Origin of the sequence: Catellatospora tritici (assembly GCF_019083965.1) — a bacterium.
Classification (GTDB): domain Bacteria; phylum Actinomycetota; class Actinomycetes; order Mycobacteriales; family Micromonosporaceae; genus Catellatospora; species Catellatospora tritici.
In genome coordinates, this window is the sequence record NZ_JAHRCY010000008.1 from 1 (window position 1) to 24,318 (window position 24,318).

The following is a 24,318-nucleotide window of genomic DNA, read 5'->3' on the forward strand; positions in this document are numbered from 1 at the left end:
CACGGGCGCGGGGCGCGGGGCCCGGCGCGGGCGCGGGCGCGGGGCGCGGGGCCCGGCGCGGGCGCGGGTTACTTGGCCTCGGCGTAGGAGGTCGTCACCGCGATGGTCAGCGGGAAGCGCACCGGGGACTGCCCGAAAAGCATCTCCGCCGTCGCCGTGGCCGCGTCCTCCAACGCCGACACGACCTGCTCCGCCTCGGCCACCGGGCAGTGCACGATCACCTCGTCGTGCTGGAAGAACACCAGCTCGGCGGCGCTGTCCCACAGCCGGGTCCGCAGGGTCGCGAGCAGCGTCGCCGCCCATTCGGCGGCCGTGGCCTGGATGACGAAGTTGCGGGTGAACCGCCCCCGCGACCGCCCCGACGCCCCCTCGTCGGCCCACGACGACTCCAGCGCCGACGGCGGGCAGGTCCGGCCGAGCCACGACCGCACCAGCCCACCGGTCTCCCCCGCCCGCGCGGCGGCCTCGACGTACGCCCAGGCGCGGGGGTAGCTGCCGCGCAGCACCGCGATGGCGGGGGCGGCGGCGCCGCCGGTCTGGCCGTACATGGCGCCGAGCAGCGCGAGTTTGGCGGCGGCACGGTCGCCCTTGAACGAGTCGGCGGCCAGGGCGGCGTAGAGGTCGCCGGTGCCCGCGGCGCGGGCGAGCCGGGTGTCGGCGGAGACAGCGGCCAGGATCCGTGGTTCGAGCTGGCCCGCGTCGGCGACGACCAGGCGCCAGCCCGGTGCGGCGCGCACCGCGCCGCGGACGGCCTTGGGGATCTGCAGCGCCCCGCCGCCCCGGGTGGCCCAGCGGCCGGAGACGACACCGGCGGGCACGTACGCGGGCCGGAAGCGGCCCTGCTGCACCCATTGTTCGCGCCAGCTCCAGCCGTGCGCGGTCCAGATCCGGTACAGCTCCTTGTACTCCAGCAGCACCGGGATGACCGGGTGGTCGACCTGTTTGAGCACCCAGGAACGGGTGTTGGGCACGTCGTGCCCGGCCCGGCGCAGCGCCTTGCGCACCTCGGCGGGCGAGTCGGGGTGCAGTCCGGGCGCGTCCAGCAGCTCGGCGATGCGGGCTGACAGTTCGGCCAGGCGCCGGGGCGGGGTGAGTCCGGTGCGCGAGCGGACGGCTGAGGGCTCGCCGAGCAGGCTGGTAAGAATTTCGTCGTGCGCGGCGGCGTCCCAGGGCAGCCCGGTGTGGCCCATCTCGGCGGCGATGAGCGCGCTGGCGGACTCGGCCGCGATCAGCAGGCGCATGCGCGCCGGGTGCTCGCCTGCGGCCAGGCGGGTGCGCTGGTCCCGGTAGACCGCGGCGAGCAGGTCGAGCTGGGGGATGTCGGCGACGATCGGGGCGGGGCCGTCGCCGAACAGGGTGCCCTGCCGGTCGCCGGGCGGCTGGGCCTGGCGGGCGGCCTGGTCGGCGGGGACGGGGGTGCCGGTGAGCCGGGCGTACGCGGCGGCGGCGGAGCGGGGTTCGCCGTAGCGGCCGTCGTACGCCAGGAGCAGGGCTTCGGCGAGTTCGAGGTCGTGGCAGCGGTGCACCCGTACGCCCGCCTCCAGCAGGCGTGGGTAGACCTGGTCGACGGCCGCCCAGAGCCAGCGCGGCCGGGTCGCGTCGCGGGCGGCCATCGCCGCGGCGAGGTCGGCGACGTGCTCGTCGGGCCCGCTGGGGTGCCCGGTCTCGTCCAGCGGCCGCAGCACGCCGCCGCCGGAGGAGTCCGCCACCACCGCGATCACCGACACCCGCCCATTCTGCGGCCACCCTCCGACACCGGCACCGACACCGGCGCAAACTCTCTTGACCAACGTGGGCAAGGCCCGGCGGCGCGGGCCGCCGCCCGCCGACAATGGGGGGTATGACCGAATCGCGCGCCGTGTTCGATCGGATCGGGGCGACCTACAGCGAGGCGTTCGCAGACAAGCCGGGCCAGCTCGCGGCCGGGCAGTGGCTGCTCGACCGGCTGGCCGGGCGGCACTATCCGCTGGTGCTGGACGTGGGCTGCGGCACCGGCTCGCCGACCGCCCGCCAGCTGGTCGACGCGGGCTGCCACGTCGTCGGCATCGACACCTCGCCGGTGATGCTGGAGCTGGCGCGGCACACCGTGCCAGAGGCGATTTTCGTGGAGCGGGACCTGTTCGACCTGGACGGCCTGCACCCGACCCAGCAGCGCTTCGACGGCGTGGTCGCCTTCTTCTCGCTGCTGATGCTGCCTCGGGTCGACGTCGAGCGGGCGCTGGACGACGTCAGGCATGTGCTGGCCACCGACGGGGCGTTCGCGCTGGGGATGGTCGAGGGCGACAGCGACCACCTGGAACGCGACTTCCTGGGGGCGAAGGTGCCGCTGACGGCGTACTCGCGCGACGCGCTGCGCGAGCTGCTGCAGCGGCACGGGTTCCGGGTGGAGGACCTGCGGGTGGAGGACTGGCAGCCGAACGCCGAGGCGACGTCGCGCCTCGGCGGTCAGCTGGGCGGTGTGCAGGCGCAGACCCATCTCTACGCCTGCTGCACCGTCGTCTGAGTCCCTACTTCACCGCACCGGCGGTGAGGCCGCTCTGGATCTGCCGCTGGAAGATCGTGTACACGATGATCATCGGGATGATCGCGATGCTCAGCGCCGCGAACAGCGCCGGCCAGTCGGCCTGGTAGCCCGCCGACGTCGAGATGGCGGCGATGCCCTGGGTGAGCAGCCACTTCTTCTCGCCCTCCTCGCCGCCCGGCAGCAGCGACACCGGCAGCACGTACTGGTTCCACTGGCCGATGATGTTGAAGATCGTGATGCTCACCAGACCCGGCTTGGCCATCGGCATCATGACCCGGAAGAACAGCCGGGTGTGCGAGGCACCGTCGATCATCGCGGCCTCGGCCACGGCGTTCGGCAGCGTCTTGAAGAACGCGGTCAGGAAGAACACCGTGAACGGCAGGGAGTACGCGATGTAGACCAGGATCAGGCCGAAGTGGGTACCCAGCAGGCCCAGCTGATCCACCACGAGGTAGAGCGGGGTGAGGGTGAGGAACACCGGGAACGCCAGCCCCGCGATGAACAGGAAATAGATGACCCGGTTGCCGACGAACTCATACCGGGCCAGCACGTACGCCGCCATCGCGCCGAACAGCATCGTGCCGGCGGTGGAGAAGACCACCACGATGACACTGTTCAGGAAGTAGCGACCGATGTGCGCCTCGTTCCACGCCCGCGCGAACGAGTCCCAATCCCAGTTGCTCGGAAACGCGAACGGGTTGCCGACGAAGATCTCGGTGTTGCTCTTGAACGCCGCGAGGAACGTGAAGATCAGCGGGTAGATGATCAGGATCGCCCACACGACCAGCGCGACGTGCGAGAGCTTGTTGAGGATGCCGAAGCTGCGCTGCTTCTCGGTAATGGTTGCCACGCCTGCCCCGCTCAGTGCTCGATCGCGTCGCGCTTGCCGCCCCGCAGGGACAGCACGGCGAAGATGATGGTGAAGACCGCCAGCGCCACACCCAGCGCCGACGCGTAGCCGTACTGGGACTTGAGGATGCCGGCCTGGTAGATCTGGACCGGCAGCACCGAGGTGGCGCCGTCCGGACCGCCCTGGTCGATGGTGAGCACCATGACCAGCGCGAACGCGTCCATGGCGAGGATGCCGAGATAGACCCAGGCGACCTTGACCGTCTCCTTGAGCATCGGGATGGTGACCCGGAAGAAGATGGTGACCCGGCTCGCGCCGTCCATCACCGCCGCCTCGTAGATCTCACCCGGGATGCTGGACATGCCCGCGGCGAACAGTACGACGTAGAAGCCGACCGCCTGCCACACCAGCACGCCGAGGATCGCCCACATGCCGTAGTCGGCCATCCAGTACACGTCCGTCACCCCGAAGAGGTGCAGGAACCGGTTCAGGATGCCGGAGCCGTCCGGCGCGTACACCCGACCGAAGATGACACCGACGATGACCACGGCCAGGACCTGGGGGAGGAAGAACACCACGCGGTAGAACTTCGACCCCCAGACCCCGGTCATGACGCCACCCCGGGTGCCCCCGCCCATGTTCAGCAGGAACGCGAAGAACAGGGCGAGGGCGATCGTGATCACCGGCAGGGTGACCAGCAGGAAGATGTGGTGCTTCGCCGCCAGCCATACCTTGTCGTCCGCCAGCAGCTTGCTGAAGTTGTCCAGCCCGACGAAGTCGCGCTTGGGGGACAGACCGCTCCAGTTCATGGTGGACACCTGGGCCGCCCCGAAGATCGGCCACAGCACGAACACGCTGTACAGCAGTACTGGAGCGAGCAGGAACCCAATGACGAACGGGTACTTACCTTGCCGCATGATCGTATGACTCCCGGTCTAACGGAGGCTCAGGTCAGCGCGAGAACTTCGGGATCGAAGAGTCGGCCTTGATCTTGTCAGCCGCGGCCTGGATGCGGGTGACGAACTTGTCCGCGTCGCCGCCCTGGAACATCAGCTCGTTGGTCGCGGAGCGGGCCTCGAGGTCGAGGTCCTTGTACCAGGCGTCGAAGCGGAAGTTGAAGTTGTTCGCACCGGCCGCGGTCAGCACCGCGTTGGCCGACGACAGACCGGGCGAGAGGGTCAGACCCTCAGCCGCGCCCTGCACGACGGTCAGCGACTTGGTCAGCTCGGTGAAGCCCTTCGCGCCCGCCTTCGACAGCATGTGACGCAGGTACTCCTTGCCCGCCTGCGGGTGCTTGCCCTTGCTGGCGGCGAAGTACATCTCACCCGCGGCGGCGTACAGGCCGGTGGCCGGCAGCTTGTCCGCGGCGGTGACCGACGGCAGCGCCGCGACCTGGTACTTGAAGTCGGCCGGGGTGTCCTTGGCCTGCTCGTTCTCCAGCCACGAACCCGACGGGTAGAAGCCGACCTTGTACTGGTCCTGCAGCAGCTGGACCTCGGTGTGCTTCAGGCCCAGGTGCGCCTTGTCGCCGTACTTGGCGGAGAACTCGCCCCACGCCTTGGCGGCCTGCTTGACGGCGTCGTTGGTCCACGCGCCGGGCTCGAGGTTGTCGATCGCCTTGAGCACGTCCGGGCCGCCGATCTTGGCGGCGCTGGTCAGGATGACCGTGTACATGTAGTAGGCCGCGTTGGCACCCGCGTACGAGAACGGGGTGATGCCCTTGGCCTTCATCTTGTCGGCCAGCGCGGTGAACTCGGCCCAGGTGGTCGGGGCGGTCCAGCCGTTGTCCTGGAACAGCTTGCCGGAGTACCACAGACCGAACACGGTGTAGGCGTAGTTCAGCACGTACGGCTTGCCGTTGTAGGTGCCCGCCTCGACCGTGCCGGGGACCAGGGTGTCCTTGACGGTCTTGCCCGCGATGTCCACCGACGGGGCGGCGAACAGGTCGGACAGGTCGGCCACCTGGCCGGCGCCGACGAGCGCGCCCATGTCCATCAGCTTCGAACCGGCGTTGTTGACCATGTCCGGCGGGGTGTTGCTGGCGAAACGCGGCTGCAGTGTGGTCGAGACCTCCTGCGTCGAAGAGAACGTGATCTTCGAGTTCGGCCACTTCGCCGTGTACGACGGCATGTGCACGTCGGTGGCGTACTTGGTGCCCAGACCGCCGTCGAAGATCACGATCTCGACCGGCTTGTCGGTGGCGATACCCAGCGGGTTCTCCGCGGACACCGTACCCGAGTACTGGGTGGGGGCCTCCGGCTCGTCGCTGCTGCCGACGCAGGCCGAGAGCAGGCCGGCGGCCGGGAGGGCGAGCAGACCAGCGGCGGCCGTCCGGCGCAGCAGCGTACGCCGGGTGAGGTCCGACGGGCTGTCGGTGTGGTTGGACATCATTGTCTCCTCAGAATCGGATCGCGGTCTGCGACACGAAGGTGTGGTGAGGCGGAGAGGCGGTGACGGGGGCGAGGCCTCCGCCGGCCGTTGCGGACCCGACCGCACTGGGAGGCAGTGCGGCACCACACCGGGCGGCACTGCCCGATGTGGTGTCGGCCCAGTGCTCGATCGAGTCGAGCACAGTCTTCGAGGTCAAGGCCTGGGCGATCACGAGTCGCCCTCCCGGCCCTGGCCGTTGCTGAACCGGTGCGCGTCGACGGCACGCGCGGTGCGCTGAAACGCCGTGTGCGACCGGTCGTGGGTGCGCTGGGCGACCGCGATGTACAGCAGGTCCAGCACCACCAGCTGCGGGTGCCGGGCCGACAGCGCGTCGGGCCGGAACGAGGTGGCCTGGCTGGCGGTCAGCAGCACGATGTCGGCGAGCTCGGCCAGCGGCGAGCGCGGGAATCCGGTCAGCGCGATGGTGGTCGCGCCGTGCGAGCCCGCCTCGGCCAGCATCTCGACCGTCTCGCGGGTCTGGCCGGTGTGCGAGATGCCCAGCGCGACGTCACCGGAGCGCAGCAGGGCGGCGCTGGCCAGGCCGTTGTGCACGTCGGGCCAGGTCCACGCGGCGATGCCGATGCGGTGCAGCGAGAACTGCATCTCGGCGCCGACCAGGGCCGAGCCGGAGGCGCCGTAGATGTCGACGCGGTTGGCGGCGGCGATGGCCTCCGCGGCGCGCTCCACCTCGCGGAGGTCGAGCATGGCGGCGGTGTCGCGCATGGCCTGGGTGTCGGCGGCCATGATCTGCCCGAGCACCCGCTCCAGCGGGTCGCCGGGCTCGATGGCCCGGCCGATGTCCTCGGCCCAGCCTGCCGAGCGGGCGGCCCGGCCGGTCTCCCCGGCGATGGCCAGCCGCAGGTCCGCATAGCCCTCGAAGCCCAGCGCGCGGCAGAAGCGGGTGATGGTGGCCGGCGAGGTGCTGGAGCGCTCGGCGAGTTCCACGATGGTGGCGCGGGCGGCGCCGGCCGGGTCGGTGAGGACCTGGTCGGCCACGCGCTGCAGGGCGCCGGTGAACTCGGGCAGCTGCGCGCGCACGCGCACCAGGACGCTGTCGGGGCGGTCGAGGCTGAGCCAGGACGGCGCAGGCTCCAGCGTCGCGGCGTCGGCCGCGGCCGGTTCCCGGCGGTCACCCATTGACTCGCTCCTACAGCTCAGGATCTGAACAGTTAGCCGAAAGGTAGTTAACTGTTAGTGGTAAAAGTTCTTACTGATGACCCCTGGTTGTCAAGTCTGCGGGCGAATTTTTTAAGTTCGTTACCGCACCGGAACATTGCCGAAGGTGCCACGGTGACTCAGCCCACCGCCACTGAGCAGGCAAAATGGCCGCGTAGACCACACCCGGGGAGGCCGTCAGATGACGGGAATGCATTTAACTCCTGAAAAGGACAATCGCCGCGAGGGAGGCGCCGCCGCATCCCGGCCCGATTGGTCCGTATAACCTCGTCGAGTGCGCCGCCGGGCAGGCCGGGCGCGCCCCAGCCGCCGCGACGACGAGGGAGAACGCTGCGATGAACGCGGTCGAGGTCCGCGCCGCCGGAGACGCCCGCTGCGGCAGCTGCACCGAGCGGCTGTACCTCACGGCCAGCATCCCGGTGCCCCAGTCGCGCCGTAGCCGCGTCGTGCAGCTGTGCCCAGGGTGCGACGCCGGGCGACCCGAGGCGCAGGGGCTGCTGGCGTACTTCGCGGAGCACCAGCAGGTGCGACCCGAGGACATGCAGCGGGTCTCCGATCTGGTGGGGCGCTGGCTGGAGGCGGCGACCAGGCCCGATCCGCAGGAGAACTCGCTGGCCGCCGACGTCGCGGCGTGGTGGTCCGGCCGCGGCTGAACGCATTCGGGTAAACGTGTTGCCGACCGGCGACCCGGCCGATAGGAACCACCTATGGTGACTTTCCGCAACGCCGCGCCGCAGGACTGGGCCGCGATCCTGCATACCGTCCGACGGACCTTCCTCAACGAGGACGACCAGGGCACCCCGGTCGACGAGGCGCTGTTCGAGCCCGCGCGCGCCGTCGTGGCGATCGACGGTGCGGACATCGTCGCCCATGCGGGCACTTACACCCGCGACCTCAGCGTGCCCGGTGGCACTGTCGCGGCCGGCTTCGTCACCGCGGTCGTCGTCGCGGGCACGCACCGGCGCCGTGGCATCGCCTCGACGATGCTGACCCGCCAATTGGAGGAGATCCGCGACCGCGGTGAGGCGCTGGCGGTGCTGTGGGCCAGCGAGGCGAGCATCTACCGCCGCTTCGGCTACGGCCAGGCCAGCCATCGCATCGGCTTCACCATCGACCGTCGCGAGGTGCGCGTGGTCGGCGCGGACAAGCACGCGCTGTCCCTGCGCGTCGACACCCCCGGGCAGCTGCGGGCCGAACTCGGTGCCGTGTACGAGCGCGTCCGGCCCGCCCGGCCGGGCTACGCCACACGGGACGACCGCTGGTGGACCTGGCGGCTGCACGACGACCCGGGCCACCGCGCCGGTGCCGGGCCGCTGCTGGCGCTGGTGTGCCGCGACGGTGACGCCGTGCTCGGGTACGCCCTCTACCGCACCCGCAGCGAGTGGGAGAACGTCGGCCCCAAGGGCGAGGTCAACATCCTGGAGGTCGTCACCGACTCGCCGGCCGCGTACGCGGCGATGTGGGACCACCTGCTCAACGTCGACCTGACCCGGCAGGTCTCCTACTGGCTCGCCGCCGTCGACGAGCCGCTGCTGCACATCGTCACCGACACCCGGCGCCTCGGCGGCCGGTACGGCGACGGCCTGTGGGCCCGGCTGCTGGACATCCCGGCCGCCCTGTCGTCCCGCCGCTACGCCGCCCCCGTTGATGTCGTCCTCGAGGTCGAGGACCCGGTCCTGCCCGGCACCGGCGGCCGGTTCCGCCTGGCCGGATCACTCGACGGCGCCACCTGCGTACGCACCGACGACGCCCCCGACCTGCGCCTGGACGTCGCCACCCTGAGCACCGTCTACCTCGGCGGCAACAGCCTCGGCTCCCTGGCCGCCGCGGGCCGGGTGACGGAACTGACCTCCGGCGCCCTGGCCGCCGCCGACCCCGCGTTCGGCTGGCTCCGCGCCCCGGCCGCCATCGAGATCTTCTGACCAGGGCCCAAGACCACTCAAGTTGCCGGGCAATCGGGGGTATTCCGAGCCCGAAAACCCCGATTGCCCGGCAACTTGAATGACCTTGACGCGCGGTGCGCGGGACGGGGCGGACGGGCGGGTGGTGTCGGGGGGCGCTGGGAGGATGGGGGGCATGCGATTCGCTGAGCTGGCCGCCACGTCCGCCGCTGTCACCGCCGTGTCGGGGCGCAAGGCGAAGATCGAGCTGTTGGCCGGGGCATTGCGGACGTTGGCGGCGGGCGGGGATCCGGTCGAGCTGGCGGCGGGGGCGGCGTACCTGAGCGGGGAGCTGCGGCAGCGGCAGATCGGGGTGGGGTACGCGGCGCTGCGCGAGCTGCCCGCACCCGCCTCGACCGCCACGCTCAGCGTGCGTGCGGTCGACCGGGCGCTGGCCGCGATGGGCGACATCAGCGGGCAGGGCTCGCAGACGCGGCGGCGCGACGCGGTCGCCGCACTGTACGGCGCGGCCACCGCCGACGAGCAGCGGCTGCTGACCGGCCTGATCGGCGGCGAGCTGCGCCAGGGCGCGCAGGCCGGGCTGCTGGCCGACGCGGTGGCGCGGGCGGCCGACGTGCCGGTGGCCTCGGTGCGGCGCGCGCTGCTGCTCACCGGGGATCTGAAAGCGGTGGCGGTCACCGCGCTGACCGGTGGCGAGGCGGCGCTCGGTGAGCTGCGGCTGGCGGTCGGACGGGGGCTGGCGCCGATGCTGGCCCAGTCGGCCCCGGATCCCGCGCAGGCCCTGGTCGCGACCGGGGTGCCCGCCGCGGTCGACGCCAAGCTCGACGGGGTGCGGGTGCAGGCCCACCGCGACGGTGACGACGTGGTGCTGTTCAGCCGCAGCCTGGACGACCTGACCGGGCGGATGCCGGAGATCGTGGCGGCGGTGCGGGCGCTGCCGGTGCGCTCGGCGGTGCTCGACGGCGAGGTGATCGCGGTGGACGACACCGGGCGGCCGCGGCCTTTCCAGGAGACGTCGGGGCGGGCCGCGCAGCGGGCTTCGGGGCTGCTGACGCCGTACTTCTTCGACCTGCTGCACCTGGACGGCACGGACCTGATCGACGAGCCGGGGACCGTGCGGTGGGCGGCGCTGGACGAGCTGCTGCCCGACGCGATGCGGGTGGACCGGGTGCTGGTGGACGGGCCGGAGGTGGCGCAGGAGGCGTTCGCGGCGGCGCTGGCGGCCGGGCACGAGGGCGTGGTGGTGAAGGCCGCGGGTGCGCCGTACGAGGTGGGGCGGCGCGGGGCGGGGTGGGTGAAGGTGAAGCCCCGGCACACGCTGGACCTGGTGATCCTGGGGGCCGAGTGGGGCCACGGGCGGCGGCGCGGCTGGCTGTCCAACCTGCACCTGGGCGCCCGCGACCCCGACGGCGGCTTCGTGATGCTGGGCAAGACGTTCAAGGGCCTGACGGACTCGATGCTGGCCTGGCAGACCGAGCGCCTGCTGGGTCTGGCCGTCAGCCGCGACGACTTCATGGTGACGGTGCGCCCCGAACTGGTGGTCGAGATCGCGTTCGACGGGGTGCAGCGCAGCACCCGCTACCCCGGCGGGGTGGCGCTGCGCTTCGCGCGGGTGCTGGGCTACCGCGAGGACAAGTCCGCCGCCGAGGCGGACACCATCGACGCGGTGCGGGCCCTGGGCACGCCCTAGTCCTCGGTATGGCTGTCCAGCAGCCGCTTGAGGTTGGCGTGACTGAGCGGGGCACCCTTGGCCGCCGCCTTGCGCACCAGCGGCAGCAGGGCGACGCCGAGGCCGCTGCCGCGAAACGTCAGGGTGAGGGTGAGCCGGGTGCGCGCCCCGCCGTCCAGCGAGGTGACGGTGACCGTGGCGTCGGGCCGGATCGGACCGTCGACGCCCCGGGCGGCCCAGCTCACGCCCGGGACAAGATCGGTGATCTCCTGGGTGGTCGCCCGGTCGGCGGAGCCGATGCGGCGCACGGTGGTGAAGCGGGAACCCAGGCCGATGGGGCCGGGCACGGCCGGGGTGACGCTGACGACGTCGAGCTGCCAGCGCGGGAACCGCAGCGGGTCGGTGACGTAGGCGTACACCTCGGCGGGCGGGCGGTCGATCTCCAGGACGGCACTGCTGTCGCTCACGGCTGCTCCTCGGCGGTCGGGGGTGCGGGTCGCACCGGTACCGGTGCGACCCGCCGCGAGCGGCGTCTGTGACGGGCTCAGCGTGACCGGCTCAGTACGCGTCCTCCGGGATCATGATCCACAGGACGAGGTAGATGATGAACTGCGGGCCCGGGAGCAGGCACGACAGCACGAACAGGAAGCGGACGAGCCAGGCGGGCAGGCCGAAGCGCACCCCGAGACCGGCGCAGACACCGGCGATCCAGCGGCCGTGGCGCGGGCGGGTCAGTCGGTGCGGCTGGCTGGCCATGCGATCAACTCCTCGGTACGGGCGGCGAACTGGTCCGCCGCGGCTGTCTTCGACGGTAGGAGCGGCGCGCACGCCCTCCCTCGATCGCGGGGACGATTCGCGCCCGCGGCCGCCCTACGGGCATCCCCGATGGCGCGGCTGTGCTAACGCGAGGAGGACCCGGTGAGAATTTTCACCGGATCCTCCGAAAGTACTATCGCTGCGTCAGTGCTGGGTCGGGAAGCCCAGGTTGACGCCGCCGTGGCGCGGGTCGAGCCAGCGGCTGGTGACCACCTTGCCCCGGGTGAAGAAGTGCACGCCCTCGGCGCCGTGGGCGTGGGTGTCGCCGAACAGCGACGCCTTCCAGCCGCCGAAGGAGAAGTACGCCATCGGCACCGGGATGGGCACGTTCACGCCGATCATCCCGACCTCGACCTCGTGCTGGAAGCGCCGGGCGGCCCCGCCGTCGTTGGTGAAGATCGCCGTGCCGTTGCCGTACGGGTTGCCGTTGACCAGCGCCAGCGCCTCGTCGTAGGACTCGGCCCGGACCACGCTGAGCACCGGCCCGAAGATCTCGTCCGTGTAGATCGACATCTGCGGGGTGACCCGGTCGAACAGCGTCGGCCCGAGCCAGAAGCCGTCCCGCTCGCCGTCGGCGTCCACGGCCCGCCCGTCGACCACGAGCTTGGCCCCGGCCCGCTCCCCCGCGTCCACGTACGACGACACCTTGTCCCGGTGCACCTTGGTGACCAGCGGGCCCATGTCGCAGTCGCGACGGCCGTCACCGGTGCGGATCTTCGCGACCCGTTCAGTGATCTTGTCGACCAGCTCGTCGCCGACCGGGTCCACCGCCACCACGACCGAGATCGCCATGCAGCGCTCGCCCGCCGAGCCGAAGCCCGCACTCACGGCCGCGTCAGCGGCCAGCTCGAGGTCAGCATCGGGCAGCACCACCATGTGGTTCTTCGCCCCACCCAGCGCCTGCACCCGCTTGCCGTGCGCGGTGCCGGTCTCGTAGACGTACCGGGCGATCGGGGTGGAGCCGACGAACGACACCGCCTTGACCAGCGGATGCGTCAGCAGGCCGTCGACGGCCTCCTTGTCGCCGTGCACCACGTTGAACACGCCGTCGGGCAGGCCCGCCTCGGCGAACCACTGCGCCAGCAGCACCGCCGCGCTGGGGTCCTTCTCGCTGGGCTTGAGCACCACCGCGTTGCCGCAGGCGATCGCGATCGGCACGAACCACAGCGGCACCATCGCCGGGAAGTTGAACGGCGAGATCACCGCCACCACGCCCAGCGGCTGCCGGATCGAGTACGAGTCCACCTCGGTCGACACGTTCTCGCTGAAGAAGCCGCGCTGGGAGCTGGGGATGCCGCAGGCGAACTCGACCACCTCCAGGCCGCGCTGCACCTCCCCGGCCGCGTCGGACAGCACCTTGCCGTGCTCGGCGGTGATCGCCGCGGCCAGCTCCGCCCGCCGCTCGTGGATCAGCTGCCGCACGGCGAACATGACCGCGGTGCGCTTGGCCAGCGACGCGTCCCGCCAGGCCCGCGCGGCCCGGTCGGCGGCGCGCACCACGGCGTCCACGTCGGCGGACGAGGCGAAGTCGACCAGGGCGCTGACGCGGCCGGTGGCCGGGTCGAAGACCTCGCCCTGCCGGGTCGCGCCGTGCTCCCACGGCTTGCCGTCGACGAAATGGGTGATGTATCCGAGCTCGCTCATGTCGTACCCCCTCAGGCCTGGCGCTGCGCGGCGGCGATGGCGCCGGTCAGGATGTCCAGGCCCTCCTTGGCCTCGGCCTCGGTCAGTGTCAGCGGCGGGCCCATCCGGATCACGTTGCCGTAGAGGCCGCCCTTGCCGACCAGCAGCCCGTTGGCCTTGGTCTCCTCCAGCACCCGCAGGGCCAGCTCCGGCGCCGGGTCCAGGGTGCCGGGCCGGACGAACTCCAGCGCCAGCATCAGGCCCTTGCCGCGCACCTCGGCCACGATCGGGCTGTGCAGCCCGCGCAGGCCCGAGTGCAGCAGGTCGCCCAGCCGGGCGGCGTTGGCCTGCAGATCGTGGTCGAGCACGTAGTCCAGCACGGCCGACCCGGCCGAGGCGCTGATCGGGTTGCCGCCGAAGGTGTTGAACGAGATGGCGCCCAGGCAGTCCATCACCTCGGCGCGGGCGACCACGCCGCCCAGCGTGAAGCCGTTGCCGACGCCCTTGGCGAAGGTCAGCATGTCCGGCACGGCGTCGTGCGCCTGGTAGCCCCAGAAGTGCTCGCCGGTGCGGCCCCAGCCGGTCTGCACCTCGTCGGAGACCCAGAGGATGCCGTACTCGTCGAGGACCTCCTTGACGGCGGCGAAGTAGCCGTCGGGCGGGGCGACGAAGCCGCCGACGCCCTGGATCGGCTCGGCGATCAGGCAGGCCACGTCCCCGGCGGTGGTGGTGGCCAGCACCTCGCGCAGGTCGGCCACGGCGAGGCGGATGTACTCGGCGTCGGACAGGCCCGCGAACACCCCGCGCAGCCGGTCGCCGGAGTGCAGGTAGCTGACGTTCACCGGCGACAGCGACGTCGCCGACCAGCTGCGCTGCCCGGTCACGGCCAGCGCGGCGAAGCTGCGGCCGTGGTAGCTGTTGCGCATGGCCAGGATCTGGTTGCTGCGCCGGAACTGGGTCGCCAGCAGCAGCGCCGTGTCGTTGGCCTCGGTGCCGGAGTTGGCCAGGAACACCTTCGGGTTCGGGATGCCCGACACCTTGGCGATCTTCTCGGCCAGCTCGACCTGCTTGCGGATCAGGTACAGCGTCGAGGAGTGCGCGATCCCCTTGTCGAGCTGCCGCCGCACCGCGTCGGAGATCTCCGGGATGTCGTAGCCGATCATCGTGGTGAGCACGCCGCCGAAGAAATCAAGGTACGTGCGTCCCTCGCCGTCCGTGACCCGGCAGCCGGTGCCGGAGACCAGCTCGATCGGTTCGGCGTAGAGCGGGTTGATCCAGTTCGGGAGCACCGCGCGGTGCCGCGCGAGCAGGTCTTCGGTGGTCATCTGGAGACACGTCCTTCAACGATGATTCGCGGCTGTGTGTCAGGTCACCATGACGCTCTCAGTACGCCGGTGGCCGGGCAAGCTACATCCTGCCAGGTGCCGCCGTGTCGACCTGACAGGTCGTCAACCCGCCGGCCACCGTACCCACCAGTTGACCTACGAATCGAAGGTGCGGGGTCAGTCCCGCAAGGCATCCCTCGCCAGCAGCGCCACATGCAGTGACAGGCACGACTGCACCGAATCCAGGTCTACTCCGAGAATCCGCTCGATGCGAGCCAGCCGCTCATAGAACGCCGGGCGGGACAGGTGCGCCGCGCTCGCCGCGATCGACTTGTTGCGACCGCACTCCAGGAACACCCGCAGCGTCGGCAGCAGCACGTCCTTCGGGTGCGCGTCGTCGTGCGCCAGCAGCGCCCCGAGCTGGCGCTCCACGAACGTCTGCAGCCGCGGCTCGTCGCGCAGCAGGTGCAGCAGCCCGGCCAGGCCGAGATTGGGCAGCCGGTGCACCAACGCCCCGCCCAGGTCGTGCCGGGCCGCCTCGGCCACCTGCCGCGCCTCCACCAGCGACCGCCGCGCGTCACGCGGGCTGTCCACGCCGGTGCCCGCCGCGACCAGCACCTCCGGCCGCCCCCGGTGCAGCGCCGTCGCGAACGTCTCCAGCGCCTGCTGCTCCTCGCCCCGGATCGCCAGCAGCGCGCCGACCGCGCGGTCGTCGATGGTGCTGGTCAGAGCGGTCAGCTTCGCGTCGCGTACCGCCTGGGAGACGGCGTCGGCCAGGTCGCGCAGCTGCGTCTGCGCCGCCTCGGTGCCCGCCGGGAACTGCTCCCCCCGCTGGCGCACCACCACCCCGACCAGGCGGCGCCGCTCCAGGGTCACCCCCAGCGCGCCCGCGCGCAGCGCCACCTCCGACACCGGCAGGCTGTGGTCCAGCAGCGCCGACAGCAGGGTCGCGTGCAGCTGCCGCTCCAGCCCCTCGGCGTCGCGCCGGATCAGGCGACCCAGCGCCAGCGTCGAGGCGGCGCGCTCCAGCAGGATCACCAGGCGCGTCGGCGGCTGGAGCGCAGCGGTCGGGGCTTCGCCGGGTATGGCGTCAGGGGCGCCGGCGTCGTCGCGTACCCCCGCGTCGTCCACGGCCCGGTCCCCCTCGCTGCCGGAGGCGGGCCAGCGCAGCATGAGCCGCCCCCAGTCCTGCCCCCGCGCGCCCACGGTCGTCACCAGCCACCCGGTGTCCGGGTCGTAGCCGGTGCGGCCCGCACCCGCCTGCTGCGGGCGGACCCGGCGCGAATGCTGCTCCCAGCTCTCCAGCAGCAGCTCCGCCCGGTCCCCGGCCGCGTCGTAGGCCAGCACCTGCCGGGCGAGGTTCTCCAGCACCACCGGGCAGCCCGCCAACTGCGCCGCCTGGTGCACCACCTCGGCGGGCTCGGCGCCCTCCACGCTCAGCTCGGTGAACCGCTGATGGATCTCCTCGGTGGCGCGCAGCTCGGCCAGCTGCGCGTCCACGATCAGCGCGTGCACCGCTTCGGTGATCCGCACGAACGGGGTCGGGCGGCGCAGCTCGATCAGCGGCAGGCCCGCCTTCTGCGCGGCCGCCGCCATCACCCGGGGCACGCTGGCCGTGTAGCGCCGCCCCAGCTCCACCACCAGGCCGGAGACGCCCACCTCGGCCAGGTCGTTGACGAAGGCGCGCACCCCGGCGTCGTCGGCGGGCAGGCCGATGCCGGTGGTCAGCACGAGTTCACCGCCGCGCAGCAGGGTCGCGATGTCGGGCACCTCGGCCGAGTGCACCCAGCGCACCGGGCGGTCCAGCCCCGCCTCCCCCGCCACCAGGCGCGGGGCACCCACCCGGACCGGATCCAGCGCGATCACCTCGCGCACGGTCGGGAAGACAGCGGTCACGTCAGCCCCGGTCCTCGCCGCCGAGCAGCAGCTCCCGCTCGCGCCCTGGCCCTGGCTCAGAGTCGGCCCGCCACCTCGTCGCGAGCAGGCGCTCGGCATCGGCCGCCGCGATCCGCCCCGCCCGGTCCTCGTCCGGCACGCTCCAGGCCGCCCGTGCGGCGGCGGCCCGCGCGTCCTCGACGGTCTCCTCCGCCGAGACCCCGTGCCGACCGACCATCTCCTCGGCGCCAGCCTCATGACGGCCCTCGTAGGTATCAGCCGACATCGCGTGCGCTCCAGCCGCACCGGGATCGAGGTCGTCCTCGCGGCTCAGCTCCCAGCAGGCCACCGCCGTCGCGGCCGCGACGTTGAGCGAGTCCACGCCCCGGCGCATGGGCAGCTTCACCCGCAGGTCGCTGGCGGCCAGCGCCTGGCGGGACAGGCCGGGGCCCTCCGCGCCCATCAGCAGGGCGGGACGCAGGCGCTGGTCGGCGGTCAGCCGCTGCATCGCCACCGCGTCAGCGGCCGGAGTCATCGCCAGGACGGTGTAGCCCGCGTCGCGGACCTGCGACAACGCCTCCGGCCACGGCTCCAGCTTCGCGTACGGGATCGCGAAGACCTCGCCCATGCTGACCCGGACACTGCGGCGGTAGAGCGGGTCGGCGCAGGTCGGCGAGAGCAGGACGGCGTCGACGCCGAGCGCGGCCACGCCCCTGAAAATCGCGCCGAGATTGGTGTGGTTGTTGATGTCCTCGAGGATCACCACGCGGCGGGCCTGTGCCAGCACCTCCGAGGCCGGTGGCAGCGGGCGGCGGTGGAAGCTCGCCAGCACGCCCCGGTGCACGTGGAAGCCGGTCACCTGCTCCAGCACGTCGGGGTCGGCGCCGTACAGCGGGGCGCCGACGAGGTCGGCGATCTGGTCGGCGCGCTTGGCCTCGACCAGGAACGAACGCGGCTGGTATCCGGCGCGCAGCGCCCGCCGCAGGACCAGCTCACCCTCGGCGATGAACAGCCCGTGCGGCGGCTCCCACCTGGTCCGCAGCTCGACGTCGGTCAGCGCACGGTAGTCGGCGATGCGCTCGTCGCCCGGATCGGTGATCAGCTCCACGTCCTGATTCTGCCGGACCACCCCACCCACCCGTCACCGGACGCGTCCGCCGGTCGACTCTCAAGATCATCGGAGTTGCCGGGCAATCGTGCGTATCTTGGGCTCGAATTCCCCCGATTGCCCGGCAACTCGAACGATCAACGTCCACGTTGTGGGATCGGGGCGGAAAAGAGTGCGGGCCGGGGCGCTTCGCGACCCCGGCCCCAAAGGTAGAAAACGGCCGACAGAGAGTGGGGGGGGGGGGGCGAACCGGGTGGGGGCCGGGGCCGCGGCCCCCCCCGCCCCGCACTGGTCGACCCGGCCGTCACTCCTTGGGGAGGCGGCTGGTCTCCATCTCGATCTCCTTGACCGCCTGGGCGGCCTGCTGGGCCACCCGCTGCGCCTCGGCCTCGACCTCGGCGCCCGAGTCACGCGCCGCGGCGGCCGCGGCCGGGTCGGGCACGAGCCCGCCGAACGTGGACGCGATGCCGTCCAGCGCCCGGGTCAGCTCGGCCGGGACGATCCACAGCTTGTTCGACGCGCCCGCGGCGATCTGCGGCAGCGCCTGCAGGTACTGCCACGCCATCACCTTGTTGTCGGGGGCGGACACGTGGATGGCGTCGACGACCAGCTTGATCGCCTTGGCCTGGCCCTCGGCCTGCAGGATGCGGGCCTGGCGCTCACCGTCGGCGCGCAGCACCGCCGCCTGCTTCTCACCCTCGGCGGTGAGAATCTGCGACTGCTTGTGGCCTTCGGCGGTGAGGATCGCGGCGCGGCGGTCACGCTCGGCGCGCATCTGCTTCTCCATCGAGTCGCGGATGCTCGGCGGCGGCTCGATCGCCTTGATCTCGACGCGGGTCACCTTGACGCCCCAGCGGCCGGTGTTCTCGTCGAGCACCGCCGACAGCTGCCGGTTGACCTCCTCGCGGCTGGTCAGCGACCGCTCCAGGTCCATCGAACCGATCACGTTGCGCAGAGTGGTGACGGTCAGCTGCTCGATCGCCTGCAGGAAGTTGGCGATCTCGTAGGTGGCCCGTACCGGGTCGGTGACCTTGAAGTAGAGCACGGTGTCGATCGACACGACCAGGTTGTCCGAGGTGATCACCGGCTGCGGCGGGAAGCTCACCACCTGCTCACGCAGGTCCACCTTGGTACGGATGGCGTCGATGAACGGCACCAGGATGTTCAGACCGGGCGTCAGCGTACGGTTGTACTTGCCCAGTCGCTCGACCACGTCGTTGCGCTGCTGCGGCACGATCTTGACCATCTTGATCAGGGTGATCAGGACGATCAGCGCCACGATGGCGACGAAAGCCGTGATGATTGGTTCCATCAATCCCTCCAGACCAGCGCCGTGGCGCCGTCCACTTTCACTACTCGGACCCGGTCGCCCGGGACATAGGACTTGGTCGCGTCGTAAGGCCGGGCGCGCCACAGCTCGCCACCGATCTTCACGAGACCGTTCTCGCTGTCGACCCGCTCGACCACCAACGCGTCGGCGCCTTCGACGGCGGACAGCCCCATCGTGACGTTGTCGGCGTCACCCCTGAACCAGCGGGTCTTCAGCCAAGGGCGCACCACGACCAGCGACAGCGTGGAGACGACGATGAAAACGATCCCCTGGACCCAGCCCGGAAACCCGACCAGGCCCGTCAGTGAGGCCGCGAACGCTCCGGCTGCGATCATCAGCAGCACGAAGGTCATCGTGAACAACTCTGCGATCACGAGCGCGGCGGCGAGGAGGAGCCACCACATCCAATCTTCCACGTGCTGATCGTGTCACGTCCGCGCCAGTGGTGGGGGGTGTGGATCAGGTCGTACGTTCGGACAGATCGAGCGGTCCGTAGAGCCGACGGCGGTAACGGACACAACGGGACGGCGTTGTCCGGTTAGGTTGGCGAGCACCACTGACCGCCGGAGGTTTAGCACGTCATGACACTGCTGGCACACACCGCGGCCCACGTCGACGACCTGGTGGCCCGGACACAGGCGCAGGGTCGTACCCCCTGTCTGGCCGCGGCCGTGCTGCGCGACGGCCGGTCACTGCACCTGGCCGCCGCCGGGACCGACCCGGCGACCGGCGCCATGCCCGGCCCCGACACCCACTTCCGGATCGGGTCCATCACCAAGACCATGACCGCGGTGCTGCTGCTGCAGCTGCGCGACGAGGGCCATCTGTCCCTGGACGACCTGCTCTACCGGCACCTGCCCGGCACGCCCGTGGGCAGCGCGATCACGCTGCGGCAGCTACTCGGGCACGTGTCGGGTCTGCAGCGGGAGCCGGACGGCCCGTGGTGGGAGCGGCACGACGGCGGCGACCTGGACAGCCTGCTCACCGCACTGACCCCGGACAAGATCGCCTACCCGCCGCACCGGAGCTACCACTACTCCAACCTCGCCTACGGGCTGCTCGGCGGCGTCGCGCAGCGCATCACCGGGCTGAACTGGCCCGAGCTGGTCACCAAGCGGCTGCTGGAGCCGCTGGGCATGCGGCGCACCGGCTACACCGCGACCGAGCCGTTCGTACGCGGCTACGTGGTGCATCCGTGGACCGGGGTGCTGCGCGAGGAGCCGCGCACCGACACCGGGGCGATGGCCCCGGCCGGGCAGCTCTGGTCGACCGTCGAGGACCTGGCGGTGTGGGCGGCGTTCCTGGCCGACCCGGACCCGGACGTGCTCGCCCCGGCGACGCTGGCCGAGATGTGCGCCCCGGTGGTCATCAGCGACCTGGACGCCTGGACCACCGGCCACGGGCTGGGCCTGGAGCTGATGCGGCACGGCGAGCGGGTGTACGTCGGCCACGGCGGCTCGATGCCCGGCTACCAGGCGCACCTGATCGTGCACCGGCCCAGCCGCACCGGCAGCGTCGTCTTCGGTAACGCGTACACCCTGTACGGCACCAAGACTTCGGAGCTGAACCAGCGCCTGCTCACCAGCGTGCTGGACGCCGAGCCGGTCCGCCCCTCACCCTGGCGGGCGGCGGTGCTCGCCGAGCCGCACGAGCTCGAGGGCGCGTGGTGGTGGATGGGCCGGGAGTTCGCCGCCCGCTACGACGCGGTCGCCGGTGAACTGGTCGTCAGCCCGGTGACCGTGCCCGCGACGCCGTGGCGATTCACCACCCACGGCGCCGACGTGTGGCGCTGTCACAGCGGCAGCAACGACGGTGAGCTGCTGCGGGTTCGCCGCGACGCCGACGGCGCCCCGGTGGAACTCGACATCGCCACGTTCGTACACACCCGACGCCCCTAGCTCCCGCGAGTTGCCGGGCAGTCGGGCGTATCTTGACCGCCGACGTGCCCGATTGCCCGGCAACTTGAACGATCTTGCGGCCGGGCGGGCGGAACGATCCGGGCGGGCGGAACGATCCGGGCGGGCGGGTCAGTCCGCCGCGGGGGTGGTGACGAAGTCGATGAGGCGTTCCACCGAGTTGACCAGCGGGGTCTCCAGGTCGTGGTACGTGCTCACCCGCCCCAGCAGGCGGCGCCAGAACCGGGCCGGGTGGTCCACGCCCAGCGCGGCGCACACACCCTCCTTCCACGGCTGGCCGTACGGCACCACCGGCCACTCCTCGATGCCCAGCCGGGACGGCTTCACCGCCTGCCACACGTCCACGTACGGGTGCCCCGCCACCAGCGCGTACCGGCTGTCCACCGCCGCCGCGATCCGCGCCTCCTTGGTGCCGGAGACCAGGTGGTCCACCAGCACGCCCAGCCGCCGCTCCGGCCCGGGGGCGAACCGGCGCACCAGCGCCGCCAGGTCGTCCACGCCGTGCAGCGGCTCCACCACCACCGCCTCGGCCCGCAGGTCGTCGCCCCAGATCCGCTCCACCAGCTCGGCGTCGTGCACGCCCTCGACCCAGATCCGGCTCGCGCGGGCCACCTGGGCGCGCGTCGGCGCCGCCGCGACCGAACCCGAGGCGGTCCGCCGGGGCGCGACCGGCCCGGCGGCGGGCTTCGGACGGCGCAGCGTCACCACGGCGCCCTCCAGCAGGAAGGCGGCCGGTTCCAGCGGGAACAGGCGGCGGCGGCCGTGCCGGTCCTCCAGCACCACCAGGCCGTGCTCGAAGCCCACGATCTCGCCGCAGAAGCCGCTGTCGACGTCTTCCACCACCAGTCCCGGCTCGGCGTCGTGCTCGGGCACGACCCGGCGCGGGGAGTTGCGGTGGAATCCGGACAGCACATCGTCGCCGTAGCGCATGGGTCGGCACCTTAGCCGCAGCGCAGCTGCCGCGCGGCATGACGCGCCGGTTCGGGACAAACCTGCGGTATGGCACGTACGCTGGTCGGCATGTCCCCCGCAGCGCAAGCGGTGACCCTGACCGCGCGCCGGTCCGCCCGGTTGGTGACCTGGGCCCGCGCGTGGCGCGCCGGCCTGGTCTCCTTTGACGAGATCGTTGACGACCTCACCGCCGAGGAAGAGCAACACGTACGCGACCTGCCCGGCACCTGGCGGGAAGAGGTCGAACTGCGCGAGGCGCTGCCCGTGCTCGCCAAGCTGCACCCCGACGAGATCCGGCTGGTCCTGCCCGCCCCCGGCGACCCGCGCGGACTGCCCGGCCCCGGCCCGTTCACCAGCCACGCGCTACTGGCCGGGGAAGGGGTGATCGCCAGTCGGCTCGGGCTGGTGCCCGAGGCCCGCCAGCACGTGTCCGGCTCCGGCGTCAGCTTCACCACCGTGGTGTGGCGGGCCTTCGAGCTGCCGGAGGCGCCGTCGGGATACCAGGTCGGGGTGCGCGAGGCCGACGGGGCGCTGACGATCGCGCTGACCGAGACCACCACCCGCCTGGTCCGGCTCGACGTGGCGCAGTGGCGCCCGGAGCTGGCCGGGGCGCTGGCCGCGCTGCGCAAGCCCGACTCGGAGACCGACCTGCCGCCCGGCTACGACCCGCGCGCCCGGCGCCTGTACGCCCGCGCCTGCGTCGTCGACCGGGTGCTGTCGCTGGCCGGGCAGGCCGCCCCCGGCGGGGCGCTGAACAGCCACGAGGCGCAGCAGCGGGACGAGGCGCTCCGGCCGCTGGCCGTGGCCTGCCGCAACGCTCTGGTCGCCGCCTGCAACGCCCCCTTCGAGGGCTGAGGCCGACCCGCCCGTTAAACATTGACGCCAGCCTATCCGGCGGGCAGCTTTCGACTGTCCGTACGCTGGATGGGCTGGCGTGTGTGCGAAGCGGGGTGGCGGGGGGTCAGATCTCGTCGGTCAGGTCCGCGACGGAGTTGACCACGCGGGACGGGAGGTACGGGTAGCGCTCCAGGTCGGCCTTGCTGGAGATGCCGGTCAGCACCAGGATGGTGTGCAGCCCGGCCTCCAGCCCGCACAGCACGTCGGTGTCCATCCGGTCGCCGATCATCGCGGTCGACTCCGAGTGCGCCCCGATCCGGTTCAGCGCCGAGCGCATCATCATCGGGTTCGGCTTGCCCACGAAGTACGGCTCGATCCCGGTCGCCTTGGTGATCAGCGCCGCCACCGACCCCGCCGCGGGAAGCGCGCCCTCATTGGACGGTCCGGTCGCGTCCGGGTTGGTGCAGATGAACCGCGCACCCTTGTTGATCAGGCGGATCGCGGTGGTGATCGCCTCGAAGCTGTAGTTGCGGGTCTCGCCCAGCACCACGTAGTCGGGGTCGTAGTCGGTCATGATGTAGCCCGCCGCGTGCATCGCCGTGGTCAGGCCCGCCTCGCCGATGACGTACGCGCTGCCGCCGGGCCGCTGGTCGGCCAGGAACTGCGCGGTGGCCAGCGCCGAGGTCCAGATGGCGCTCTCGGGCAGCTCGAAGCCGAGCCGGGTCAGCCGCGCGTGCAGGTCACGCGGGGTGTAGATCGAGTTGTTCGTCAGCACCAGGAACGGCACCCCGGCCGCGCCCAGCCGCCCGATGAACTCCGGCGCGCCGGGCACCGGCTCGCCTTCGTGCACCAGTACGCCGTCCATATCGGTGAGCCAGGCGGCGATCGGCTTACGCTCGGTCATCGGGTTACCTCTCTCGAGCCGCGCACGGGCGGCGGGCAGCAGTGGCTTGGGCAGACATCCCAGTGACCGAGCGTACCGAGCGCGGCGCGCCGGTGCGTGCCGGGCTCCATCCGCTCCCGTACCAGGTCGCGCACCATCGCAACGAAGCGCGGGTCGGCGCCGGGGGTGCCCGCGCGGGCGAACCCGAGGCCGAGCTGGCGCGCGGTCGCCGCCGCCTCCTCATCCAGGTCCCACAGCACCTCCAGGTGGTCGGAGACGAACCCGATCGGGCTCACCACCACCTGGGTGACGCCCTCCTTCGCCAGCACCTTCAGGTGCTCGTTGACATCGGGCTCCAGCCAGGGGATGTGCGGGGCACCGGACCGGCTCTGCCACACCAGGTCCCAGGCCAGCCCCGGGGCGCCCCGCTCGGCGACCAGGCCGGCGGTCTCGCGCAGCTGCGCCTCGTATCGGCCGCCGGTCGGGCCGCTGGACTCGGCCATCGACACCGGGATCGAGTGCGCCGTGAAGACCAGCCGGGTGGTGTCGTGCGCGGAGACGTCCAGGCTCGCCAACGCGCTCGCGACCGCGTCGGCGAACGGCTCCACGTACCCGGGGTGGTCGTGGAAGTGCCGCAGCTTGTCCACCATCGGCGCCCGGGGACCCACCGCCGCCCGCGCCGCCGCGATGTCCTGCAGATACTGCCGACACGACGAGTACGACCCGTACCCGCTGGTCGCCAGCGCGATCGCCCGCTGGATCCCGTGGTCGCGCATCTGCGCCAGGGTGTCGGCCAGCATCGGCCGCCAGTTCCGGTTCCCCCAGTACACCGGCAGGTCGACCCCGTTGGCCGCGAAGTCCCCCCGGACCGCGGCGACCAGCTCCCGACACTGCGCGTTGATCGGTGACACCCCACCGAACCGCTGATAGTGCTCGGCCACCTCAGCGAGCCGCTCCGGCGGCACCCCCCGCCCCCGCGTCACGTTGTGCAGGAACGGCAGCACCTCATCCGGGTGCTCCGGCCCCCCAAACGACAGCAGCAAAAAGCCGTCATACATGCGAAAAGCCTAGATCCCACCCCCGCCCACCCGCACCCGCCCCCAT

Annotated in this window: 21 protein-coding genes and 1 pseudogene; 6 read left to right on the forward strand and 16 right to left on the reverse strand. The window is 71.8% G+C overall.

What is annotated here, in order from left to right; translation table 11 throughout:
* Positions 1-68: 68 nt before the first annotated feature.
* The gene (locus tag KUA19_RS19150) at positions 69-1,727 is read right to left on the reverse strand and encodes a bifunctional 3'-5' exonuclease/DNA polymerase (protein ID WP_308167517.1); all 1,659 of its coding nucleotides are present in this window, start codon (positions 1,725-1,727) and stop codon (positions 69-71) included.
* Between the two features lie 113 nt (positions 1,728-1,840).
* Here KUA19_RS19150 and KUA19_RS19155 point away from each other — a divergent pair, with 113 nt between their 5' ends.
* On the forward strand, positions 1,841-2,503 hold the full coding sequence (locus tag KUA19_RS19155; protein ID WP_217397396.1) for a class I SAM-dependent DNA methyltransferase: 663 nt from the start codon (positions 1,841-1,843) through the stop codon (positions 2,501-2,503).
* 4 nt (positions 2,504-2,507) lie between these two features.
* Here KUA19_RS19155 and KUA19_RS19160 read toward each other — a convergent pair whose 3' ends face one another.
* From KUA19_RS19160 to KUA19_RS19175, 4 genes are all read right to left on the reverse strand, one after another.
* Positions 2,508-3,365, reverse strand: a complete 858-nt coding sequence (locus KUA19_RS19160; RefSeq protein ID WP_217397934.1) for a carbohydrate ABC transporter permease — start codon at positions 3,363-3,365, stop codon at positions 2,508-2,510.
* A 20-nt stretch (positions 3,366-3,385) separates the two neighbouring features.
* Entirely contained in the window at positions 3,386-4,291 is a 906-nt protein-coding gene (locus KUA19_RS19165) for a carbohydrate ABC transporter permease (RefSeq protein WP_217397398.1), read from the reverse strand.
* Between the two features lie 34 nt (positions 4,292-4,325).
* Entirely contained in the window at positions 4,326-5,762 is a 1,437-nt protein-coding gene (gene ngcE, locus KUA19_RS19170; protein ID WP_217397400.1) for an N-acetylglucosamine/diacetylchitobiose ABC transporter substrate-binding protein, read from the reverse strand.
* Positions 5,763-5,972: 210 nt separating this feature from the next.
* On the reverse strand, positions 5,973-6,941 hold the full coding sequence (locus tag KUA19_RS19175) for a MurR/RpiR family transcriptional regulator (RefSeq protein WP_217397401.1): 969 nt from the start codon (positions 6,939-6,941) through the stop codon (positions 5,973-5,975).
* Positions 6,942-7,315: 374 nt separating this feature from the next.
* Here KUA19_RS19175 and KUA19_RS19180 point away from each other — a divergent pair, with 374 nt between their 5' ends.
* The 3 genes from KUA19_RS19180 (at position 7,316) to KUA19_RS19190 (ending at position 10,571) form a co-directional block, all read left to right on the forward strand.
* The gene (locus tag KUA19_RS19180) at positions 7,316-7,633 is read left to right on the forward strand and encodes a DUF6300 family protein (protein WP_217397402.1); all 318 of its coding nucleotides are present in this window, start codon (positions 7,316-7,318) and stop codon (positions 7,631-7,633) included.
* Between the two features lie 54 nt (positions 7,634-7,687).
* Positions 7,688-8,902, forward strand: coding sequence for a GNAT family N-acetyltransferase (locus KUA19_RS19185; protein ID WP_217397403.1), 1,215 nt, complete (start codon positions 7,688-7,690; stop codon positions 8,900-8,902).
* 154 nt (positions 8,903-9,056) lie between these two features.
* Positions 9,057-10,571: an ATP-dependent DNA ligase gene (locus KUA19_RS19190; protein WP_217397404.1), complete on the forward strand. Its 1,515-nt coding sequence runs from the start codon at positions 9,057-9,059 to the stop codon at positions 10,569-10,571.
* Here the strand turns inward: KUA19_RS19190 and KUA19_RS19195 are convergent.
* The 8 genes and pseudogenes from KUA19_RS19195 to KUA19_RS19230 all read right to left on the reverse strand — a co-directional run bounded on the left by KUA19_RS19195 (position 10,568) and on the right by KUA19_RS19230 (position 19,031).
* Positions 10,568-11,017 (reverse strand): SRPBCC family protein, encoded by a 450-nt coding sequence (locus KUA19_RS19195; RefSeq protein ID WP_217397405.1) that lies wholly within the window; start codon positions 11,015-11,017, stop codon positions 10,568-10,570. The genes KUA19_RS19190 and KUA19_RS19195 overlap by 4 nt on opposite strands.
* Before the next feature lie 91 nt (positions 11,018-11,108).
* Positions 11,109-11,306 (reverse strand): PspC domain-containing protein, encoded by a 198-nt coding sequence (locus KUA19_RS19200; RefSeq protein ID WP_217397406.1) that lies wholly within the window; start codon positions 11,304-11,306, stop codon positions 11,109-11,111.
* Positions 11,307-11,510: 204 nt separating this feature from the next.
* On the reverse strand, positions 11,511-13,010 hold the full coding sequence (locus KUA19_RS19205) for a CoA-acylating methylmalonate-semialdehyde dehydrogenase (protein WP_217397407.1): 1,500 nt from the start codon (positions 13,008-13,010) through the stop codon (positions 11,511-11,513).
* An 11-nt stretch (positions 13,011-13,021) separates the two neighbouring features.
* Positions 13,022-14,314: an aspartate aminotransferase family protein gene (locus KUA19_RS19210; RefSeq protein ID WP_217397409.1), complete on the reverse strand. Its 1,293-nt coding sequence runs from the start codon at positions 14,312-14,314 to the stop codon at positions 13,022-13,024.
* 177 nt (positions 14,315-14,491) lie between these two features.
* Positions 14,492-16,210, reverse strand: a complete 1,719-nt coding sequence (locus KUA19_RS19215; RefSeq protein WP_308167519.1) for a PucR family transcriptional regulator — start codon at positions 16,208-16,210, stop codon at positions 14,492-14,494.
* Positions 16,211-16,502: 292 nt separating this feature from the next.
* A pseudogene (locus tag KUA19_RS19220) lies at positions 16,503-17,297 on the reverse strand (TrmH family RNA methyltransferase); the annotation flags it as partial.
* A gap of 304 nt (positions 17,298-17,601) precedes the next feature.
* Complete coding sequence (locus tag KUA19_RS19225; protein ID WP_217397412.1) at positions 17,602-18,609, reverse strand: SPFH domain-containing protein; 1,008 nt, start codon at positions 18,607-18,609, stop codon at positions 17,602-17,604.
* Positions 18,609-19,031 carry an NfeD family protein gene (locus tag KUA19_RS19230; RefSeq protein ID WP_217397935.1) on the reverse strand — a complete coding sequence of 141 codons (423 nt, stop codon included), beginning with the start codon at positions 19,029-19,031 and terminating at the stop codon, positions 18,609-18,611. Before KUA19_RS19230 ends, KUA19_RS19225 begins: the two co-directional genes overlap by 1 nt.
* Before the next feature lie 177 nt (positions 19,032-19,208).
* Here KUA19_RS19230 and KUA19_RS19235 point away from each other — a divergent pair, with 177 nt between their 5' ends.
* Complete coding sequence (locus KUA19_RS19235; RefSeq protein WP_217397414.1) at positions 19,209-20,525, forward strand: serine hydrolase domain-containing protein; 1,317 nt, start codon at positions 19,209-19,211, stop codon at positions 20,523-20,525.
* A 129-nt stretch (positions 20,526-20,654) separates the two neighbouring features.
* Here the strand turns inward: KUA19_RS19235 and KUA19_RS19240 are convergent, their stop codons facing one another.
* Positions 20,655-21,473, reverse strand: a complete 819-nt coding sequence (locus KUA19_RS19240; RefSeq protein WP_217397416.1) for a DUF3097 domain-containing protein — start codon at positions 21,471-21,473, stop codon at positions 20,655-20,657.
* A gap of 90 nt (positions 21,474-21,563) precedes the next feature.
* Between KUA19_RS19240 and KUA19_RS19245 the strand changes: the two genes are divergently transcribed.
* Positions 21,564-22,349 (forward strand): Rv1486c family protein, encoded by a 786-nt coding sequence (locus tag KUA19_RS19245; RefSeq protein ID WP_217397418.1) that lies wholly within the window; start codon positions 21,564-21,566, stop codon positions 22,347-22,349.
* Positions 22,350-22,455: 106 nt separating this feature from the next.
* On the opposite strand, the gene KUA19_RS19250 is transcribed toward KUA19_RS19245, so the two are convergent.
* The gene (locus KUA19_RS19250) at positions 22,456-23,235 is read right to left on the reverse strand and encodes an HAD-IIA family hydrolase (RefSeq protein WP_217397420.1); all 780 of its coding nucleotides are present in this window, start codon (positions 23,233-23,235) and stop codon (positions 22,456-22,458) included.
* Positions 23,232-24,272, reverse strand: a complete 1,041-nt coding sequence (locus KUA19_RS19255; RefSeq protein WP_217397423.1) for a ferrochelatase — start codon at positions 24,270-24,272, stop codon at positions 23,232-23,234. Before KUA19_RS19255 ends, KUA19_RS19250 begins: the two co-directional genes overlap by 4 nt.
* Between the last annotated feature and the right edge of the window lie 46 nt (positions 24,273-24,318).

Coding starts and splice junctions, on each gene's coding strand:
- KUA19_RS19155 (WP_217397396.1), top strand. CDS start 1,841: ATGACCGAATCGCGCGCCGTGTTCGATCGGATCGGGGCGACCTACAGC.
- KUA19_RS19165 (WP_217397398.1), bottom strand. CDS start 4,291: ATGCGGCAAGGTAAGTACCCGTTCGTCATTGGGTTCCTGCTCGCTCCA.
- ngcE (WP_217397400.1), bottom strand. CDS start 5,762: ATGTCCAACCACACCGACAGCCCGTCGGACCTCACCCGGCGTACGCTG.
- KUA19_RS19175 (WP_217397401.1), bottom strand. CDS start 6,941: ATGGGTGACCGCCGGGAACCGGCCGCGGCCGACGCCGCGACGCTGGAG.
- KUA19_RS19180 (WP_217397402.1), top strand. CDS start 7,316: ATGAACGCGGTCGAGGTCCGCGCCGCCGGAGACGCCCGCTGCGGCAGC.
- KUA19_RS19185 (WP_217397403.1), top strand. CDS start 7,688: ATGGTGACTTTCCGCAACGCCGCGCCGCAGGACTGGGCCGCGATCCTG.
- KUA19_RS19190 (WP_217397404.1), top strand. CDS start 9,057: ATGCGATTCGCTGAGCTGGCCGCCACGTCCGCCGCTGTCACCGCCGTG.
- KUA19_RS19200 (WP_217397406.1), bottom strand. CDS start 11,306: ATGGCCAGCCAGCCGCACCGACTGACCCGCCCGCGCCACGGCCGCTGG.
- KUA19_RS19205 (WP_217397407.1), bottom strand. CDS start 13,010: ATGAGCGAGCTCGGATACATCACCCATTTCGTCGACGGCAAGCCGTGG.
- KUA19_RS19210 (WP_217397409.1), bottom strand. CDS start 14,314: ATGACCACCGAAGACCTGCTCGCGCGGCACCGCGCGGTGCTCCCGAAC.
- KUA19_RS19225 (WP_217397412.1), bottom strand. CDS start 18,609: ATGGAACCAATCATCACGGCTTTCGTCGCCATCGTGGCGCTGATCGTC.
- KUA19_RS19230 (WP_217397935.1), bottom strand. CDS start 19,031: ATGTGGTGGCTCCTCCTCGCCGCCGCGCTCGTGATCGCAGAGTTGTTC.
- KUA19_RS19235 (WP_217397414.1), top strand. CDS start 19,209: ATGACACTGCTGGCACACACCGCGGCCCACGTCGACGACCTGGTGGCC.
- KUA19_RS19240 (WP_217397416.1), bottom strand. CDS start 21,473: ATGCGCTACGGCGACGATGTGCTGTCCGGATTCCACCGCAACTCCCCG.
- KUA19_RS19245 (WP_217397418.1), top strand. CDS start 21,564: ATGTCCCCCGCAGCGCAAGCGGTGACCCTGACCGCGCGCCGGTCCGCC.
- KUA19_RS19250 (WP_217397420.1), bottom strand. CDS start 23,235: ATGACCGAGCGTAAGCCGATCGCCGCCTGGCTCACCGATATGGACGGC.
- KUA19_RS19255 (WP_217397423.1), bottom strand. CDS start 24,272: ATGTATGACGGCTTTTTGCTGCTGTCGTTTGGGGGGCCGGAGCACCCG.